Raw genomic sequence first — 17,607 nt, 5'->3', positions numbered from 1 at the left:
TCTTGGTTATTCCATTAATCTTGCCAAAATAAAAGGAGGAATAAAGATGTTATCAATTCAAGAGCAATGTACATTATTAACCAAAGGTGTAGCTGAAATCATTAACTTAGAAGAATTAAAGAAGAAATTAGAACTAGGTAGAAAACTCACCATCAAACTGGGATTAGATCCTACTGCTCCAGATATTCATCTTGGTCATACCGTTGTTTTAAGAAAGATAAAACAATTTCAAGATTTAGGACATCAAGTAGTTATTATCATCGGTGATATGACAGGAAGAATTGGCGATCCAACAGGAAGAGATACTAGTAGACCAGCTTTAACAAAGGAAGAAGTCATGCTTAATGCGAAAACTTATACAGATCAAATATTCAAGATTTTGGATCCAGATCTAACAGAAGTCAAATTTAATAGTGAATGGTTAGAAAAGCTATCTTTTGAAGATGTTCTTCAATTGGCATCAAAATACTCAGTAGCGCGAATGTTAGAAAGAGAGGATTTTAAGAACCGATTTAAGAATGGGCAAACAATAGGTATACATGAATTTTTCTACCCTTTAATGCAAGGTTTTGATTCTATCAGTATTAAGGCTGATATTGAAATTGGAGGGACTGATCAGACCTTTAATATACTGATGGGGCGTACTCTACAAAAGGAGTTTGACCTAGAGAGGCAAGTAGCTATTTTTATGCCAATTCTAGAAGGTACTGATGGTAAGATGAAGATGAGCAAAAGTAAAGGTAATTACATTGGTATCGATGAGAAGCCTAGTGATATGTTTGGAAAAATCATGTCCATTCAGGATCAGATGATTATTAGATACTTTGAACTAGTAACGGATTGGCATCCAAGAGATATTAAAAAAATGGGATCAGCTATGGATAATGGAGAACTGAACCCTATGGAAGCAAAGATGACTTTAGGGGAAGAAATAGTAAGTCTATACCATGGGAAAGAGGCTGGTAGAAAGGCAAAAGAAGAGTTTATAACTGTATTCAGAGATAATAAACTTCCAGACTCTATACAAGAATTAGTTGTTGGTGAAGGGAATCTCATAGACATTTTAGTACAAGGTAAATTTGCTCAATCAAAGAGTGAAGCTAGGCGATTAATCCTTCAGGGTGGTGTTAGAATTAACGGCGAAAAAATTGAGGATATAGCATTTGCTATTTTTAATAATAAAGACATTATTCAAGTTGGTAAGCGAAAATTCGCAGAGTTAATACTAGATCAGGAATGAACTTAAGTCTTCACAAGAAAAGCATCTTTAGAACCTCATAGACTATTATTAAATAATAATTTATATTAAACAATAATATATATCTTGTAGTTTGTGTTATTATTTGGTATAATTCAATTATAATACATTCCATAGGGGGAAAATATATGAAACTAAAGATGCGCATGATTATTACAATACTTGGTCTAACATCTCTCATTTTTAGCCTGATTGTAGGAATCAATATTATGTCAGGCTATGACCAAGCTACACAGCAAGCGAAATCGCTTATCATGGAATCATCAGAAAAGTCTGAAGAAATCTTTCATAGTTTTTTTGAATCAGGTCTCATAGTAACAAATACAATTGCAGATACCTTTGAGGGTATGGTTGAAACGGGAGTAGCGGACCGTGAACAAGCAAATGCAATTATGAAGAATATTTTAGCAGAAAACCCTGGATTTATTGATGTTTGGGTTGTATGGGAAAAAGACGCGTTTGATGGTAGAGATAAGGAATACGTTAATGCCCAGGGGCATGATGCTACTGGGCGATTCGTTCCTGTGTGGTCACGTGGTGGAGGAGAGATTACCTTGGAGCCTGCTGTTGGATACACGTCTGACGATTACTATTTGATTCCTTATAATACTGGAGAAGAATACATATCAGAGCCGATTGTCTATAATGTAGGTGGTCAGGATATCACCATGGTTGTTCTTGCTATGCCGATTGTACTGGATGGAGAAGTATTAGGGGTGGCAGGAGTGGATATAGCTATTGACTACTTGGCTGAGATGAATGCTAATACTCAATTTTATGAAAGTGGTTATGGAACCATAATATCTCATGACGATACTGTTGTTGCTCATCCGAACGAAGCTTACGTATTTCAAGAAGTAGTCGAGAATAAGAATCTAGTTGATGAAGTCATACGTCAAGTTGAACCGATTGTCGATACAGTATATGTGGATTATTTGGGGGAAGAAGCGTTGGTAACTTACATTCCTCTAGAGTTAGGACAAGCTGATGTAGTCTGGGTTTACGGAACACTAGTTCCAACAGACGAAATTTATCAAGGGCTTATTAATAGTACTGTGAGACTTGTAATTATCAGTTTTGTGGGATTGTTTATTATTTTAACTGTAGTCTACATGACAATTCAAGGTGTAACACAACCTATCGAATCCATAACAAAATATGCTCATCAAATTGCAGAAGGTGACTTAACAGGGGTATTACCTGAGAAATTTTGCAATAGAAAAGATGAAATTGGAGACCTAGCTAATTCATTTGGACAAATGATGTCTAATACATCAGAATTGATTAATGATATCCAGCAAACATCAGGTCAATTAGCTGCATCTGCGGAAGAGTTATTTGCTACTGCTAATCAAACAGCATCTTCATCGGAGGAAGTGGCAAAAACCATTGAAGAAATAGCGAGAGGTGCTTCCGAACAGGCTGAAAGTACTGAGGTTGGTGCAAGAAAAACATATGACCTTGACGGTATGATAAATAGTAACGAGACCTACTCAAGACAGTTAACGGATGCTTCTAATGAGGTTGTTAAATTGATCGATGAGGGTTTGGAGTTAATTAATCAATTAACTCAGACAACACTAGAAACGACAGATGCTACAGAAAAAATACAAGATGTCATTACTAAAACCAATGATAATACAATAAAGATTGGAACCGCAAGTAATGTGATTGCTTCTATAGCTGAACAGACTAACTTATTAGCTCTTAATGCAACAATTGAAGCAGCCAGAGCAGGTGAAGCTGGTAAAGGATTTGGTGTTGTTGCTGATGAAATACGTAAGTTAGCTGAACAGTCAACCAACAATACTGAAGAGATTAATGCCATTATCTATGAACTATCAACGAGCTCAAAATTGGCTGTAGATACTATGGATTCCGTTTCAAGTATTATACATAAACAAGCTAAAGGTGTTGAAGCTACAGAAGAAAAGTATATAGCGATATCAAAAGCTATGGAACGATCTAATCAATCAGCAGAATTCATAAAATCAGCTGGAGAAGCCATGTCTGTTAAAAGAGTAGAGATATTAGACCTGATACAAAATCTTTCAGCTATTGCTGAAGAAAATGCTGCTAGTACAGAGGAGGCTTCGGCTACTGTTGAAGAGCAAACAGCCACGATGGAAGATGTAGCTAGAGCTACAGAGCTTTTATCAAGTTTAGCAACAGATTTACAAAATAGTATACAGCAATTTAAAGTACAGTAATAGAATGGAAGTAGACTTAGGGAGGACAGTTAAGTACTAATGTGTAGAAGTCTTTACAATTCCTTGCTCATATGCTATGATATTGTATACAGTATACAATACACTACTAGCAAGGAGAGATTACTATGAATAGCACAGTCAGGACACCGAAAGAAACTTATGAATATGTTATTGATGTTGGCATCAAAAAGACTCAGAAGACTCCCAAGCAATCCATCATCAATGGTGTTTTAGCTGGAATTTTTATTGCATTAGCAAGCTTTGCAGCGGCAGGAGCATCTCATGGAATTGATAATTACAGCTTCTCCAAATTAATATCTGGAATAGTTTTCCCTGTTGGATTGGTGATGGTTATTCTATGTGGTGCTGAGCTTTTCACAGGCAATAACCTATTAGCAGTAGGATGGTTTGAAAAGAAACTCTCTTCAAAGAGTATGCTAAAGAATTGGTTATTAGTTTACTGTGGTAATTTCATTGGAATTGCTATCATAGTTATTTTGATTTTTTATAGCGGATTATTAGATAATAACGAAGGGCTTCTTGGCGCTTATGCTCTTAAAGTTGCTAGTAAAAAAGTAACTTTAGGCTTTAATCAGGCTTTTATACGTGGGATACTCTGTAATATCCTTGTTTGTATGGCAGTTTGGGGAGCTTATACAACTCGAACAACAGTCGGAAAAGTTATAATGAGCTATTTACCTATAATGGCATTTGTTATTTCGGGTTTTGAGCATAGCATTGCCAACATGTATTATCTGACAATGGGATTCTTAGCTAAAGGGAATCCACTATATATTGAAGGAAGTCATTTATCTGTTGAAGCCGTTAACGGTATTGACATGCAACATATCCTTGGTAATCTAATTCCTGTTACATTAGGGAACATTGTTGGTGGGGTTCTATTCGTTGCAGGACTTTATTGGCTTGTTAATAAGAAAATGAGTCATCAGAAAGCTGCCGATCAAAACTTGAAAAAATTAATTAATAATTAGGCACATGAATTTAATCATGTGCCTTTCTAATATGCTAATTACTGTAGCATCTTGTATAAAGTTTAGTTCTTACTTTTCTGTTTAGTTTTCTTATTCTTATTTTTCTTATTTGCAGCTAATCTTGTTTTTTTCTCTGGTTTAGATAAGTGATTCTTCTTCTTTTTTTTCTTACTGACTGAAAAGCCGAACTTACCAAGTGGACGACCTAGAGCATAGTACTGTCCATGAGAATAGCAAATAGGGTTTGCTTGATCTAAATGAAATTTATCATACTCATCCAGATACTCATCATCAACATGCACAGCAAGTACTTTTGCTATAAACATATGATGGGATCCTAATTCTTTGATTTCGGTAACTTTACATTCAATATTAACAGGACTTTCTTTGATAAGTGGTGCTTTAACATGGTCACCGCTTTCCAAGGTAAGCTTCATTTCTTCTATTTTATCCATATCCCTGCCTGAGCGCACGCCACAAAAGTCTGTTGCAAAGACTAAATCTTCTGTAGTTAAGTTGATGACGAATTCTCCGGAATCTTTTATTAAATTGTAAGAATATCTAGAAGGACGAACTGAAATATACGTCATGGGTGGATTTGTGCAGATAGTACCTGTCCAAGCAATAGTAATGGCATTATAATTATCGGTTGAATTACCACAGGTTACGAGAACTGCGGGAACAGGATAAATCATGTTACCTGGTTTCCAAGTGAGTTTTGCCATAAAATTATCTCCTTAGTTAAGTGTATAAAACATTATACATTGAAAGATGAACTTTGAAAAGGAATTTTCCAAATGAAAATGAAAGTTTAGTGTCTAATTGAAAATTTTACAAAATCATACTTGAAATAATAGTAAGAGATTATATATACTATAAATAAGACATTTTAAGGGATTAAGGGGGAGCAAGATGTCAAAAAAATTAAGATCTTTAAGAATGCAACTCATTTATCGTTTTTCTTTCATCTTTTTGTTAGTAACTAGTATTTTATGTGCAGTTATCATTTTTTATCTGACAAAGTATGATCAAGAACTTATTGATATTGCTGCTAAGTCATCAATCGATCAATATGATGAGATGATTCAAGGGCAAGTGGACACTGCAACAACGGTATTGGATAGTATTTATCGCAAATACGGTGATAATTATTCAGAAGCAGAAAATATAGCCTTTGATACTTTGAGAGAGTTGCGTTATGGAGATGACCAACAAGGGTATTTTTGGGCAGATCGACCCGATGGTACTTGTGTTGTTTACCTTGGTAAAAATGATGAAGGTAAGAATCGACTGGACTTAGTAGATGCAGATGGTAATAAGCTTATTCAGAACATTATTAATGCTGGTTTAGAAGGTGGCGGCTATACAGAGTATCAGTGGATCAAGCCTGGGGAAGATGTACCTTCTGCTAAACGTTCTTATTCCTATTATTATGAACCTTTTGATATTATCATAGGAACAGGTAATTATCTAACAGATATTGATACGCAAGTAGCCGCTATGCAAGGGCAAATAGAGAAAATGGTTACAATTATTATTGCAGTTTTAATTATAAGTGGACTTATCAATACCGGACTAGCTATATTGATGGTTATTGCTATCAGTAATAAGATTGGAAAACCCATGAAAGTTCTAGCCGGTGAAGTGGACCGATTAGGTGATTTTGATTTTAGAGTAAATGATATCGGTGTCGATTCTTTTATGATTAATCGAGAAGTATTTCATATTGCGACTAATCTAGTTAAGATGAAAAAGCACTTAATTCATGTGCTGGAGCAACTTACTGAAAATGCCCAATCATTAAGTAATAATTCAGATACCATCAGCAGTAATGTTTTTGAAAGTGAAAACAGTACTAATGAAGTGGCGTCAGCAATTGAGGAGTTGGCTGAGGGGTCAGTTAAGCAACTTGATGAAATTAGTAAATCCAATGATAATCTAAATAGCTTATCAGAGATAATAAGTCATACAGTTGAACAGTCTGACCAACTACTAAACTATTCTAAAGAGATAGAACATGTTAATGTTCTAGGTATAGAAAAAATGGAACAATTACATAAGTGCCATAGTGAAAGCAATACTATTGTCAGCGAAGTGAATCAAGCTGTTAATGCCTTAGCTGAGAAATCAAAGGTCATTGACCAGATACTTATCACTATTCAAGAAATAGCTGAACAAACCAATCTACTAGCTTTAAACGCTGCCATCGAGTCGGCTAGAGCTGGAGAACAAGGGAAAGGTTTTGCAGTTGTAGCCGATGAGATTAGAAAACTATCTGAACAAACAACTCAGTCTATAAAACGAATTGAGAACATAACTACAGAGATTGGAATGGAAGTTGAGAAATCACAAAGTGCGATGAGTCAAGCGATGAAGGTTAATCTTTTACTGAATGAGGCTTCAGATAATACACGGCAAGCTTTTGACAATATTAAAGCAACTAACTCAAAAACTACAGAACTTATAGAGACATTAGTAAATCAAATAAGTCAAATGGATCAAGAGAAACATGTAGTCATTCAATCATTAGATGCGATTATGAGTGTATCAAGAGATACGACTTCTTCTACGGAAGAGATAACGGCATCTATTAAGAATCAAGTGGAATCCATGACTGCTATTAGTCAACAAACGGAGAACTTAGCCCATATGTCTAAAGAATTGGAAGAGATTGTTGAGGTGTTCCAATTATAAAGTAGGTATGCAGCATATGATAAGGAGAAAATTCTTTATCATATGCTTTTCTTTTTTTAGATGTTTTCCTAAACTCTTATGGAAATCTTTAGTTAAAAATGCTATTTATCATGATGTTAAAGACTAAGTTGGGGAAGGGAACTTTGTAATAAAATGTCGGTAATATTTTTTGTTCCTTCAATTATTAGAATTTTATAACTAAATGATTGACTCGATTAAACAAAGAGAGTATAATGTAAAAAATGGTACGGATAAAGACAGATATTGACTATATAGAGGGGAGGAGAATCATGAAAAAGGCTAAGGTGAAAAGAGAATGGCACATAGCGTTAATTTTTTTATTACCGAGTCTAATTGGATTCAGTATATTTTATTTTTTTCCATTCTTAAATATGCTTAAAATTTCCACAGTTGATCCTGTGACCAGTCGTTTTATCGGTTTATTTCATTATAAGGATTTGCTCAATAATAATATCTTTCAAATCGCGTTTAGAAATCAAATGGTATTGATGGGATTATCAATTCCCTTAATTATTGTTATTTCTCTTATCATTGCAGTACTCTTAGAACGATTAGACAGGCAGAAAAACTTTATCATGAGTGCTATGGTTATACCGTTAGTTATTCCAACTGCCAGTGTACTTCTATTCTGGAGAATCTTATTCCATTCAGATGGAACCATCAATACGCTTTTAAATTTAATGAATGTGGATAGCGTTTTTTGGCTGAATAGTGAAATGACACGGATAGTTATAGTTATAATGTTTCTATGGAAGAACGTAGGATATAATGTAGTACTTTTTATGGCAGGTCTAAAAAATATACCAAAACATTATTATGAATGTGGAAAAGTAGAGGGGGCTAACGAATGGTATCTATTTAGAAAGATTACCATTATCTATTTGATGCCTACCACTTTCTTTGTATTCATTATATCCATTGTTAACTCCTTTAAGATGTTTAGAGAAATATTTCTATTATTTGGAGCGTATCCTCATTTGACGGTTTATTCTCTACAACATTATATGAATAACTTATTTATTTATTTAGACGTATCTAAATTAACTGCAGCTTCTATTCTGTTAATTCTCAGTATTTTCATCATTGTGTTTATCTTCTTCAAATTACAGAGTAAGCTCATTGATTCTATTACGCATCTATAGATGAAAAATGAAAAGAATCTAATGAAGGATCTGATACATATGAAAAAGAGATGGAAAATTATTATATTAGTATTTTTTAGTTTCATTATATTGATGTCGCTTCTACCTGTAATTTTTATAGCTACTAACTCCATGATGTCTGAGATAGAGATTTTTAATCACTATGGTTTATTATATGGGCAGCGAGACGGTATAATCGAAATGACCTTTGCACCAGATAAAATTTCTTTGAAACCCTATCTGGAATTACTTTTTTTAACACCTGAATATTTTATTTGCTTAACTAACTCAGTTATTGTAGTTGCTTTAATTATGTTTGGCCAATTGATTATCGCTTCAATGGCAGCTTATGCCTTTGCGAGATTAAAGTTCAAAGGAAGAGACACATTATTTTTTATATACATCGTTACCATGTTATTACCTTTCCAGGCTATTTTCGTACCAAATTATTTTACATTGAATAGTTTACACATGTTAGATTCTCTTGAAGCACTGATATATCCAGGTATATTTAGTACTTTTGGCGTTTTTTTACTTCGTCAATTCATGGCCTATATTCCCAATGCCTGTGTTGAAGCGGCTAAAATTGAGGGGGCTAATCAATTCGAAATATTTAGCCAGATCATAATACCATTGAGTAAAAACGCTATAGGTGCATTATGTATTTTACTCTTTATTGATTATTGGAACATGATAGAACAACCGCTTTTATTTATAGATAATATGACAAAATGGCCCTTGTCTATCTATTTATCAGAGATTAATAAGTATCAAGTGAATATCGCTTTTCCAGCGAGTACGATTTATATCATTCCGACAATTTGCGTCTTCTTAATTTCAAGAAATGCACTAGTTGAAGGAATCGAGTATTCCAGTATTAAGGGGTGATGGTATGGAGAAAAAAATCAAAAAATTTATTATTTATTTTGTTGTTACAATGATTTTTCTTGCTTTTATTTCAAAAACTTTATCCAATGCAACAATACCAGTAATTACATATTCTACAACCCAATCAGATGAAATAACTCCAGAGATTAGTTGCTATGGACAAGTCATAACAGAAGATTATGAGGAACTTACATATGAAGTTCCAGTTAAAATCAAAGAAATACTCTATAGTGAAGGTAAACGATTGCCAAAGAGCCAGGCGATGATGCTGCTGGATATGGATTATATGGAAGAACAGATTAAAAAGTTTGAGATGAATCAGCAGAAGTTAGAAGCAAATTTAGCAAAGTACAACAAGCTTATTGGCGAACAGAGTGATTATACAGCTACACAAAGACAAGTTTATTTATTGGAGTCTGAGATTGAATCCTTACAAGAGGATGTCGCATATACGCAAAAACTTTATGAGACTGGAGCAACATCGTTAGAAGAATATGAGAAAATTCTAGATCAATTGTCTATGAAAGAGACAGAATTAGAATGGACCAATGAAGACCTAAACATACAACGTCAACAAGATGCAGAGCAAAAAGAGTCCTATGTATTAGAAAAATTAAGCTTAGAAGCAGAATTAGAGCTGCTTAAATTAGAAAAGAGTAAATATGAAGAAATGAATGAGGAGGTAAGTATGCCTTATACATGCTTCATAAAGGACATAAAAGTTAATGAAGGAGATTTAGTTCCTGCCTATACACCTGTGGTAAAAGTTCTTAATCGAGATGCTAATATGATTTTTGAGGCATTGTTTCCTGTTGATAAAGAAGGAGAAATTCACCGTGGTAAAAAGGTTACTGTACTGTTAGGTGATACAGTCGCTAAAGGGCGAATAGAATACATCTATAGTAATGATGATGGTATCAATGTTGTCCTCGGAATCATACTTGAAGAAGGATCTAATGCCTATATTGGACAAAGAGGAAAGGTGAACATGCGATTTTCTACCCGACCTTCTAGTGCTTGGGTTCCTGTTGAAGCTATTCGTGAAGACGGGGGAGGGGAATATGTTTTTGTATTAGAGGAACGAAAATCAATTATAGGTGAAAAATATGTTGTAGAAAAACGACGTGTTGTAACTGGTGATCGATCTCATTTAATAGTAGGAATTACAGATGGTCTCTTCGCTGGTGAAAAAATAGTTAATACTAGTAGCAAACCTTTGGAAGATGGATGTGATGTCTATGTCCAAGAGTGATATTAAGTATATCTTAATTCCTTTGCTATTCATTGTCACTTTGTTTATCTATCATCATACAGAAGAAAAAATACTATCGGAAAGAAATGCTTTACATAGTCAAGAAAAGTTTATCTATATAAAACATAAAGATGCTGAACTAAATGATGGTTTAAAAGAGCTTAACTTAAAATATATGGAGGAACTTGAGGATTATTATTTCACATTTAGTTCCGAAATGGTGACAGGAATAGTCGGTAATGACCTATATGCAAAAGCAACAGCCATTGGTACGAATTATCTGTATCCTGGATTTTTTGGCATACATTTTACAGACGGTCACTTTTTTGGAAGTCAACAACAATTAGAGCCTGTTGTAGTGATTAGTTCAGGATTATCAGATTATCTTTATGGCTCTGATGATACAGAAGGATTAACAATTGAGTTAATGGGGAAAATCTATACCATTGTTGGTATTTTTGAAGAAGAGGATTTTAAGTTTTTTATGCCTATTGCACTGTATGAAAATATGGCGCCTGAGCAAACATTAGATATGATGGCTTTTGCAAATAAAAATGGGACTTTTGAATACAATGACTTGGTTGTAGTAAAATACAATTTAGACTTAAACCATTATTATTTGTTTGAACATACAACTATCGTCTCTATCTTGTGCCAAACAGATAATATTTTATTATTCGTAACAGGTTTGCTTTTATCCTATTATTTATTAAAAGCACTCATTAAAATATTTAATCGCTTTATAGGTGAGTATAAGAAGAAATTAGATGAATACTACCCACTACAGGCTATTTATTATAATCCTTGGTGGTTCATCAGGTATATGATAATAGGTGTTATCGGTATTCTTTTAATAATTGTGATCATGCTATATTCCTCATCGGATATATCACTGCCCATGCACTGGTTACCAACATACTTATTTGATTTTCAGTGGTACATGGATCGCATCAAAAATTATTTAGAAATTACAGCTAACCAAGAGATTGAAAAAAGGATTTTTAATATGATTTATTGGAATTTGCTGGTCGTTATACCTTTATATTTTATTGCCCTTTCCATCATGGTTGCCAGGTTTAAGAAGATAACCAAACATCCATGGCAAAAAATTAATAATTACCATAATATTTAACCCGGATGATTTGTTATGAATAATTTTGATTTAAGAAAAGGTAGAGCTAAAATACCCACTATTTTAGCTCTATTTTCATGTCAAAGATTGTTGTTTCTTTTGCTCAAATCTTATAGGGAAAAAATATTTTTTTTATATATGTTTTATATATCTTCTCACATAAGATGGTGCTATAATGTTACGGTATTTAAATAGTTTAATCCAAATTAGTGTGGATTGTTTGGTTAAGAGATGATGAAGGGGATATAGAATGATTGAACTTATAATTATTTTTTTTGCTAAAATAATAGAAGTGTCCTTGATGACATTACGAACCGTATTTTTAACCAAAGGAGAAAAAGTTCTGGCTTCATTTATAGGTTTTATTGAAGTCCTTATATGGCTCATCGTAGTGAGTAATGTATTGTCAACAGTACAAAATGACCCTAAAAAAATGGTTATCTACGCCTTGGGTTTTGCAGTCGGTTGTTATGTAGGATCTATATTAGAAGAAAAATTAGCTATCGGATTGTTAACGTTACAAATTATTGTATCTGAGGAAGAAGGCGTACCTTTAGCCAATTACTTAAGAGAGAACAAAATTGGTGTAACCCTTGTAAGGGGTGAGGGAAAAGATAATCCAAGAACAATCTTGATGTTGCACATTAAGCGTAAAAATAAAGATAAAGTCATGCAACTTATCGAGCAACAAGATATAAAGTCTGTTATATCAGTCACAGAAACAAAAATGGTACGTGGTGGCTACGGTTTAATACGAAAATAAAATGTATGAAAATCATACCCGTCATGTGTTGAATGATTAAACCATTGGTGACATAATCATTTGATTAACATTATTAAATATTGTAAAATAGACATGAGGGGGCATGAATATGGATCGTTTTAGTAGATTACCGTTATATATGCAGTTAAAAGATGATATTTTATCAAAAATAGAGAACGATGAGTGGCAAGTTGGTATCCAAATTCCATCTGAAAAAGAGCTCATGTATACTAATGATGTTGGACGAGAAACTGTTCGCAAAGCAATAGCTATACTTGTTCAAGAAGGTTATTTGGTAAAGAAGAGGGGAATAGGAACCTTTGTAGCAAAGAAAAAACCTGCAATTGGATTTGAACCATTGATCAGTCTTAGTCACATTTTACAAGTGCGAGGATTAAAGGATAGAAATAAAGTTCTTGTCAATAAGGTGATTTCTATCGATGATGAGATTGCTAAGCTAACGAAAATGAGCTTAGAAGATGAATGTAGGTATATTGAACGATTGAGATATGTAGATGGAAAACCTTTAGCATTGGAATACACTTACTTGAAGAATGAAAGTAATGATAAAGCTTATAACTTTGAGAAATCGATTTCAAGATATATTTTAGAAGTATTAAATAAGACTATTGAAAAGATTGAGCAAGTTATCACGATAAAAGAGCCGACAGAAGAAGAAAAAAAGCTATTAAAAGTCGATGAAGATACTAAGCTATTGGAAATGGACCGTTGGATCTATATTAAAGATGAAGATGGTGTGTACTTTTATATTAAATTTATCGTACCATCAGATATATATAATCTTGCTTTTTGATATATTGAATGTGCGTTTAATAATTTGAATGAGGTGATAGAATGAAGGGTGTTGTGACCATTGGTGAAGTGTTAATAGATTTTATTCCTATGGATCAGGAAAATTCTGCTTACATTAAAAATCCAGGTGGAGCACCAGCTAATGTTGCTGTTGGAGTGGCAAAATTAGGTGGTGAAGCAAGTTTTGTTGGCACTGTTGGTGGGGATCTCTTTGGGGATTACCTCATTCAAGTATTGAAGTCTTATGATGTGAGTACAGAATATATACAAAAAACAACTCAAGCTAAAACACAAGTTGTTTTTGTTAATAATGATGAGAGTGGAGAAAGATCTTTCGTATTTTATAATGATAAAGGTGCAGATCAATTCTTACACGTAGATCATATCAACGAAAGTATATTTGATTCACAATATGCACTGCATCTTGGTTCGATATCATTGATTCAGGAACCTACAAAGACTGCTGTAAAAAAAGCGGTTGATTGTGCTAGAGAAAAAGGAAACTATATATCTTTTGATCCTAATGTGAGGATCAACATGTGGGATTCCACGGACCACGCTAAACAAGAGATTGCAAGTATACTTCCCAAAACTGATATTCTTAAGATCTCAGAAGAAGAATTGGAATTCATAACAGATGAACAGGATATATATAAGGCTTTAGCTAGCTTAGAAGAGTTTGATATTCCATTAGTTTTAATTACATTTGGAGCAAAAGGATCTGGTTTTTATTATAACAACCAGTTGACAATAGTTGAAGGTATTAAGATTAAAGCAGTGGATACAACAGGAGCAGGAGATGCTTTTATGTCAGCTGTACTCTATCAGTTATCTAAAGATGAGTGTTTGTTGGATCAGTTGTCAGACAGCAAGCTGAAGAATATATTAAGATTTGCAAATATTTCAGGCGGGATAACTGCTTCTTCAAAGGGGGCAATTCATTCCTTACCAAACTTAAGAGATGTAGAGAAGTATTTTTAATACTTCTCTTTTCTTTTATTTAAGGATTGAAAAGATACTGTGAATTTGGTAAAATATACATATAGAGGTTCGGACGTCCGAAACTATAAGGGGTGGTTCAATTTGGGTGATTTTCATCAAATCAACAAACAACTCCAAAAGATTAGTGGATTCATTCTATGCTCGGAATATCGAGAATCCATTAAAATTGAAGGAGAGATAAACTCTTGGGAAGATTATATTAAAGCTGGGAAAATAGCGGCTAAATCTTCTTATAAAGGGGTCATTAATAATCTCACTGTTAAGGGGTTATTTCAACCACCACCACGACAACCTGCTTTAAATGATCATTTTCTTGATGGAAAAAAGGTTGATGTTTTAATCATCGGTGGTGGTATTATCGGTTCAGCTATATCTAGATATTTATCTCAATATGACATTTCTATTCTACTTGTCGACAAGGAAGATGATCTTGCAATGCACCAGTCTTCTAGGAATGATGGCATGATTCATCCTGGAGTTAATCCAAAACCAAAGAGTAATAAAGCAAAATATAATGTAAGAGGGAACTATCTCTTTGAGAAACTAGCAAAGGATCTAGATGTACCCTTTGAACGTATTGGTACACATTTTCTTTTTGATAGCCAAGTAGCTAGATTATTTGGCTACTTATTATTGAATCGAGCAGAGAAAAATGGTGTTCCTGGTGTTAAAATGATTTCTCGAAAAGAGCTATTAAGAAGAGAACCACGAATAAAAGAAGATATAAAGTGGGCTATTCATATGCCAACAACTGGTGTTTGTCCACCCTATAAAATGACAATAGCTTTAGCTGAGAATGCAGTAATGAATGGAGTAGAAATATCACTCAATACATATGTGAAAGGGATGGAATTAACAAAAGACCATATTTATTCTGTCAAAACCAACAGGGGAACACTCTATCCAAGAGTTGTTATTAATGCGGCCGGGGTCTATTCGGACCATATAGCTGAGATGGCTGGCGACAGATTCTTTACAATACACCCTCGAAAAGGAGAAATATTACTATTAGATAAAGCTAAGCAAGATTACATCAATTCTGTAATGGCTAAATTTAACATAAAAACCATTAGATCCACTACTAAAGGAGGAGGGTTGGTAAGAACCATAGAGGGTAATATTTTAGTTGGTCCTGATGCGTACGAACAGCCATTTAAAGAAGAGTATTCAACACATGCTGCAAACATCAACAAACTGATTAACACAAGGTTAAGCTATATTAGAGGCTTAGAACGTACAGATGTCATCACATATTTAGCAGGAACTCGTGCGGCTACATTTAAAGAAGACTTTATAATTGAGGCATCTGAACATGTCAACAACCTTATTCATGCAGCAGGTATTCAATCACCGGGGTATGCATCAGCACCAGCTATTGCCGAGGAAATAGAGAAGATAACAGTAAAGATCTTATCACGTATAATGTACGTTAAGAAAAAGGCTGAGTGGATACCTACGAGAGAGGGAATTAAGCAAATTAATCTGTTAAGTGATACCAAAAGAAATGCATATATTAAAGCCAATAGAAATTACGGTATTATCATTTGTCGTTGCGAAGAAATAAGTAAGGGGGAGATCATTGATGCCTTAAACTCACCGATTCCAGTGAACTCATTAGATGCTGTGAAGAGACGGACTCGAGCAGGAATGGGAAGATGTCAAGGCGGATTTTGTGCTCCTCTAGTTTCAAAAATAATTGCTGACCATAATCATTGTGAGCTGTGTGATATTACAAAGAAGGGAAAAGGGTCAGAGTTACTTACAGAAAGCATCTACAAGGAGGAATACAATGAGCCAGTATGATATTGCTATTATTGGTGGGGGACCAGCAGGGTTAGCAGCAGCCTTAGAGGTTCATAGAAATGGTCACAGACCTTTAATCATTGAAAGGGAAGAGAAAGCAGGGGGGATACTCAAGCAATGTATCCATGAAGGTTTTGGGCTGCATAGATTTAAAGAGCGATTAACTGGTCCAGAATATACTGAGCGCTTCTTAAAAGAAGTACTAGAAGCTCGTATTGATATTTTTACCTCCACTTTTGTTTCATCAATCGAAAAGCAGGAAGATGACTTTGTATTAAAATTAGTTAATCAAGAGGAAGGTGTATTTTATCACGAGGTGAGAGCACTAATCTTGGCCAACGGATGCCGAGAGCGTACTTCAAAACAAGTATTCATTCATGGTAATCGGCCTGCAGGGGTTTATACAGCTGGGACTGCTCAATATTATGTGAATATCTTGGGATGCTTACCATGTAAAAAGTGTGTCATTTTAGGAAGCGGTGATATTGGTTTAATCATGGCGAGACGTATAACATTAGAAGGCTCTGAAGTCGTTGGTGTCTATGAAATAAAAGATTCACCTTCAGGTCTTACGAGAAATGTGGTTCAATGCTTGGATGATTTCCAGATACCTTTACATCTTTCAAAGACCATCCTAAGTATTCATGGAGAGGATCGGGTCAACGGGGTGACCATATGTGATGTGGATGAAAACTTAAAGCCGCTTTTAGATACAAAGAAGTATGTTCCATGCGATGGGGTTATATTATCAGTAGGTTTAATTCCAGAAAATGAATTAGCGACATCACTTAACATACTATTAGACCCTCATACAAAAGGACCTACAGTGGATCAAAATCTAATGACCAATCAAGACGGAATATTCAGTTGTGGTAATGCATTGCATGTCAATGATTTAGTAGATTATGTATCCGAAAGTGCTGAAACAGCTGCAAAAAGTGCTTGTGATTATGTTAATAATTCATTAGATCATGTAAGAAATCTCCTACCTGTTAGGTTTAGAGATGAAGAATTCCTTTATATAGTACCTCAGTCGGTGGATAGGAGTTCAATGGATGAAGCTATCTTTTATTTTAGAAGTAGAATCCAACGTCATCAAACAAAACTTATTGTAAGACTCGGAGAAGAAATAATATTAATAAAAAAATATAAAATGCTGAAGCCTCCTGAGATGGAAAGGATTCAACTTAAAATTCAATTAGAGCGTCAAGATACCAGAGAATTATCCTTTGAATTGGTAGGTGATGATGAGTGAAAGAAATGACATGTATTGTATGCCCAAAAGGATGCCGGATAAAAGCAAAACAAGAAGGTGATGAGTTGATTATTGAAGGGCATGCATGCAGGCGTGGTTATGATTATGCAGTACAAGAACTAACTTGTCCCAAACGTCATATTCAAACAACAGTACAAACCATCTTTAGTGAACACCCTCGTTTATCAGTAAAAACAGATTGTCCGATAAACTTCGAAAAAATAAGAGAAGTTATGGACGCTTGTCATCATGTTCTGATAAAATATAAAGTGAGAACAGGAGATATTATTATAGAAAATGTTTGTAACAGTGGAGCTAATATTGTTGCAACGACAGATCTTTATCTCAGAACGAATGACAATTGAGTAATTATGGAGGGGTA

The 17,607-nt window shown here is 34.3% G+C and carries 15 protein-coding genes; 14 read left to right on the top strand and 1 reads right to left on the bottom strand.

Translation table 11 applies throughout. The features are described 5' to 3' along the window. Window positions 1–46 precede the first annotated feature (46 nt). The 3 genes from tyrS (at window position 47) to C1Y58_RS06335 (ending at window position 4,460) form a co-directional block, all read left to right on the top strand. Window positions 47–1,240 carry a tyrosine--tRNA ligase gene (tyrS, locus tag C1Y58_RS06345; protein ID WP_105615176.1) on the top strand — a complete coding sequence of 398 codons (1,194 nt, stop codon included), beginning with the start codon at window positions 47–49 and terminating at the stop codon, window positions 1,238–1,240. Window positions 1,241–1,386: 146 nt separating this feature from the next. Then, on the top strand, window positions 1,387–3,468 hold the full coding sequence (locus C1Y58_RS06340) for a methyl-accepting chemotaxis protein (protein ID WP_105615175.1): 2,082 nt from the start codon (window positions 1,387–1,389) through the stop codon (window positions 3,466–3,468). A gap of 125 nt (window positions 3,469–3,593) precedes the next feature. Then, window positions 3,594–4,460, top strand: coding sequence for a formate/nitrite transporter family protein (locus C1Y58_RS06335; protein WP_105615174.1), 867 nt, complete (start codon window positions 3,594–3,596; stop codon window positions 4,458–4,460). Window positions 4,461–4,522: 62 nt separating this feature from the next. Here the strand turns inward: C1Y58_RS06335 and C1Y58_RS06330 are convergent, their stop codons facing one another. Continuing rightward, window positions 4,523–5,185: a flavin reductase family protein gene (locus C1Y58_RS06330; protein ID WP_105615173.1), complete on the bottom strand. Its 663-nt coding sequence runs from the start codon at window positions 5,183–5,185 to the stop codon at window positions 4,523–4,525. A 187-nt stretch (window positions 5,186–5,372) separates the two neighbouring features. Between C1Y58_RS06330 and C1Y58_RS06325 the strand changes: the two genes are divergently transcribed. From C1Y58_RS06325 to C1Y58_RS06275, 11 genes are all read left to right on the top strand, one after another. Continuing rightward, the gene (locus C1Y58_RS06325; protein ID WP_105615172.1) at window positions 5,373–7,154 is read left to right on the top strand and encodes a methyl-accepting chemotaxis protein; all 1,782 of its coding nucleotides are present in this window, start codon (window positions 5,373–5,375) and stop codon (window positions 7,152–7,154) included. A gap of 290 nt (window positions 7,155–7,444) precedes the next feature. Beyond that, the gene (locus C1Y58_RS06320; RefSeq protein WP_157949983.1) at window positions 7,445–8,317 is read left to right on the top strand and encodes a carbohydrate ABC transporter permease; all 873 of its coding nucleotides are present in this window, start codon (window positions 7,445–7,447) and stop codon (window positions 8,315–8,317) included. Between the two features lie 39 nt (window positions 8,318–8,356). Continuing rightward, a complete protein-coding gene (locus C1Y58_RS06315; RefSeq protein WP_157949982.1) occupies window positions 8,357–9,205 on the top strand; it encodes a carbohydrate ABC transporter permease in 849 nt (282 codons plus the stop codon). A gap of 4 nt (window positions 9,206–9,209) precedes the next feature. Next, a complete protein-coding gene (locus C1Y58_RS06310; RefSeq protein WP_105615169.1) occupies window positions 9,210–10,457 on the top strand; it encodes an efflux RND transporter periplasmic adaptor subunit in 1,248 nt (415 codons plus the stop codon). Beyond that, window positions 10,444–11,589 carry an ABC transporter permease gene (locus C1Y58_RS06305; protein WP_105615168.1) on the top strand — a complete coding sequence of 382 codons (1,146 nt, stop codon included), beginning with the start codon at window positions 10,444–10,446 and terminating at the stop codon, window positions 11,587–11,589. The genes C1Y58_RS06310 and C1Y58_RS06305 overlap by 14 nt, the downstream gene beginning before the upstream one ends. A gap of 250 nt (window positions 11,590–11,839) precedes the next feature. Continuing rightward, complete coding sequence (locus tag C1Y58_RS06300; protein WP_105615167.1) at window positions 11,840–12,352, top strand: DUF2179 domain-containing protein; 513 nt, start codon at window positions 11,840–11,842, stop codon at window positions 12,350–12,352. 109 nt (window positions 12,353–12,461) lie between these two features. Then, window positions 12,462–13,166, top strand: coding sequence for a GntR family transcriptional regulator (locus tag C1Y58_RS06295; protein ID WP_170311535.1), 705 nt, complete (start codon window positions 12,462–12,464; stop codon window positions 13,164–13,166). Between the two features lie 41 nt (window positions 13,167–13,207). After that, window positions 13,208–14,146 (top strand): carbohydrate kinase family protein, encoded by a 939-nt coding sequence (locus C1Y58_RS06290; RefSeq protein ID WP_105615165.1) that lies wholly within the window; start codon window positions 13,208–13,210, stop codon window positions 14,144–14,146. A 102-nt stretch (window positions 14,147–14,248) separates the two neighbouring features. Continuing rightward, window positions 14,249–15,970: an NAD(P)/FAD-dependent oxidoreductase gene (locus C1Y58_RS06285; protein ID WP_170311534.1), complete on the top strand. Its 1,722-nt coding sequence runs from the start codon at window positions 14,249–14,251 to the stop codon at window positions 15,968–15,970. Further along, window positions 15,957–17,225: an NAD(P)/FAD-dependent oxidoreductase gene (locus tag C1Y58_RS06280; protein ID WP_105615163.1), complete on the top strand. Its 1,269-nt coding sequence runs from the start codon at window positions 15,957–15,959 to the stop codon at window positions 17,223–17,225. Before C1Y58_RS06285 ends, C1Y58_RS06280 begins: the two co-directional genes overlap by 14 nt. Before the next feature lie 5 nt (window positions 17,226–17,230). Next, window positions 17,231–17,590: a DUF1667 domain-containing protein gene (locus C1Y58_RS06275; RefSeq protein ID WP_242985370.1), complete on the top strand. Its 360-nt coding sequence runs from the start codon at window positions 17,231–17,233 to the stop codon at window positions 17,588–17,590. Window positions 17,591–17,607: the final 17 nt, after the last annotated feature.

Source organism: Vallitalea okinawensis (genome assembly GCF_002964605.1).
GTDB classification, from domain to species: Bacteria; Bacillota; Clostridia; order Lachnospirales; family PQDH01; genus Vallitalea_A; species Vallitalea_A okinawensis.
Note: the sequence above shows the minus strand (reverse complement) of the source record. Positions and strands in the feature narration are given on the sequence as shown.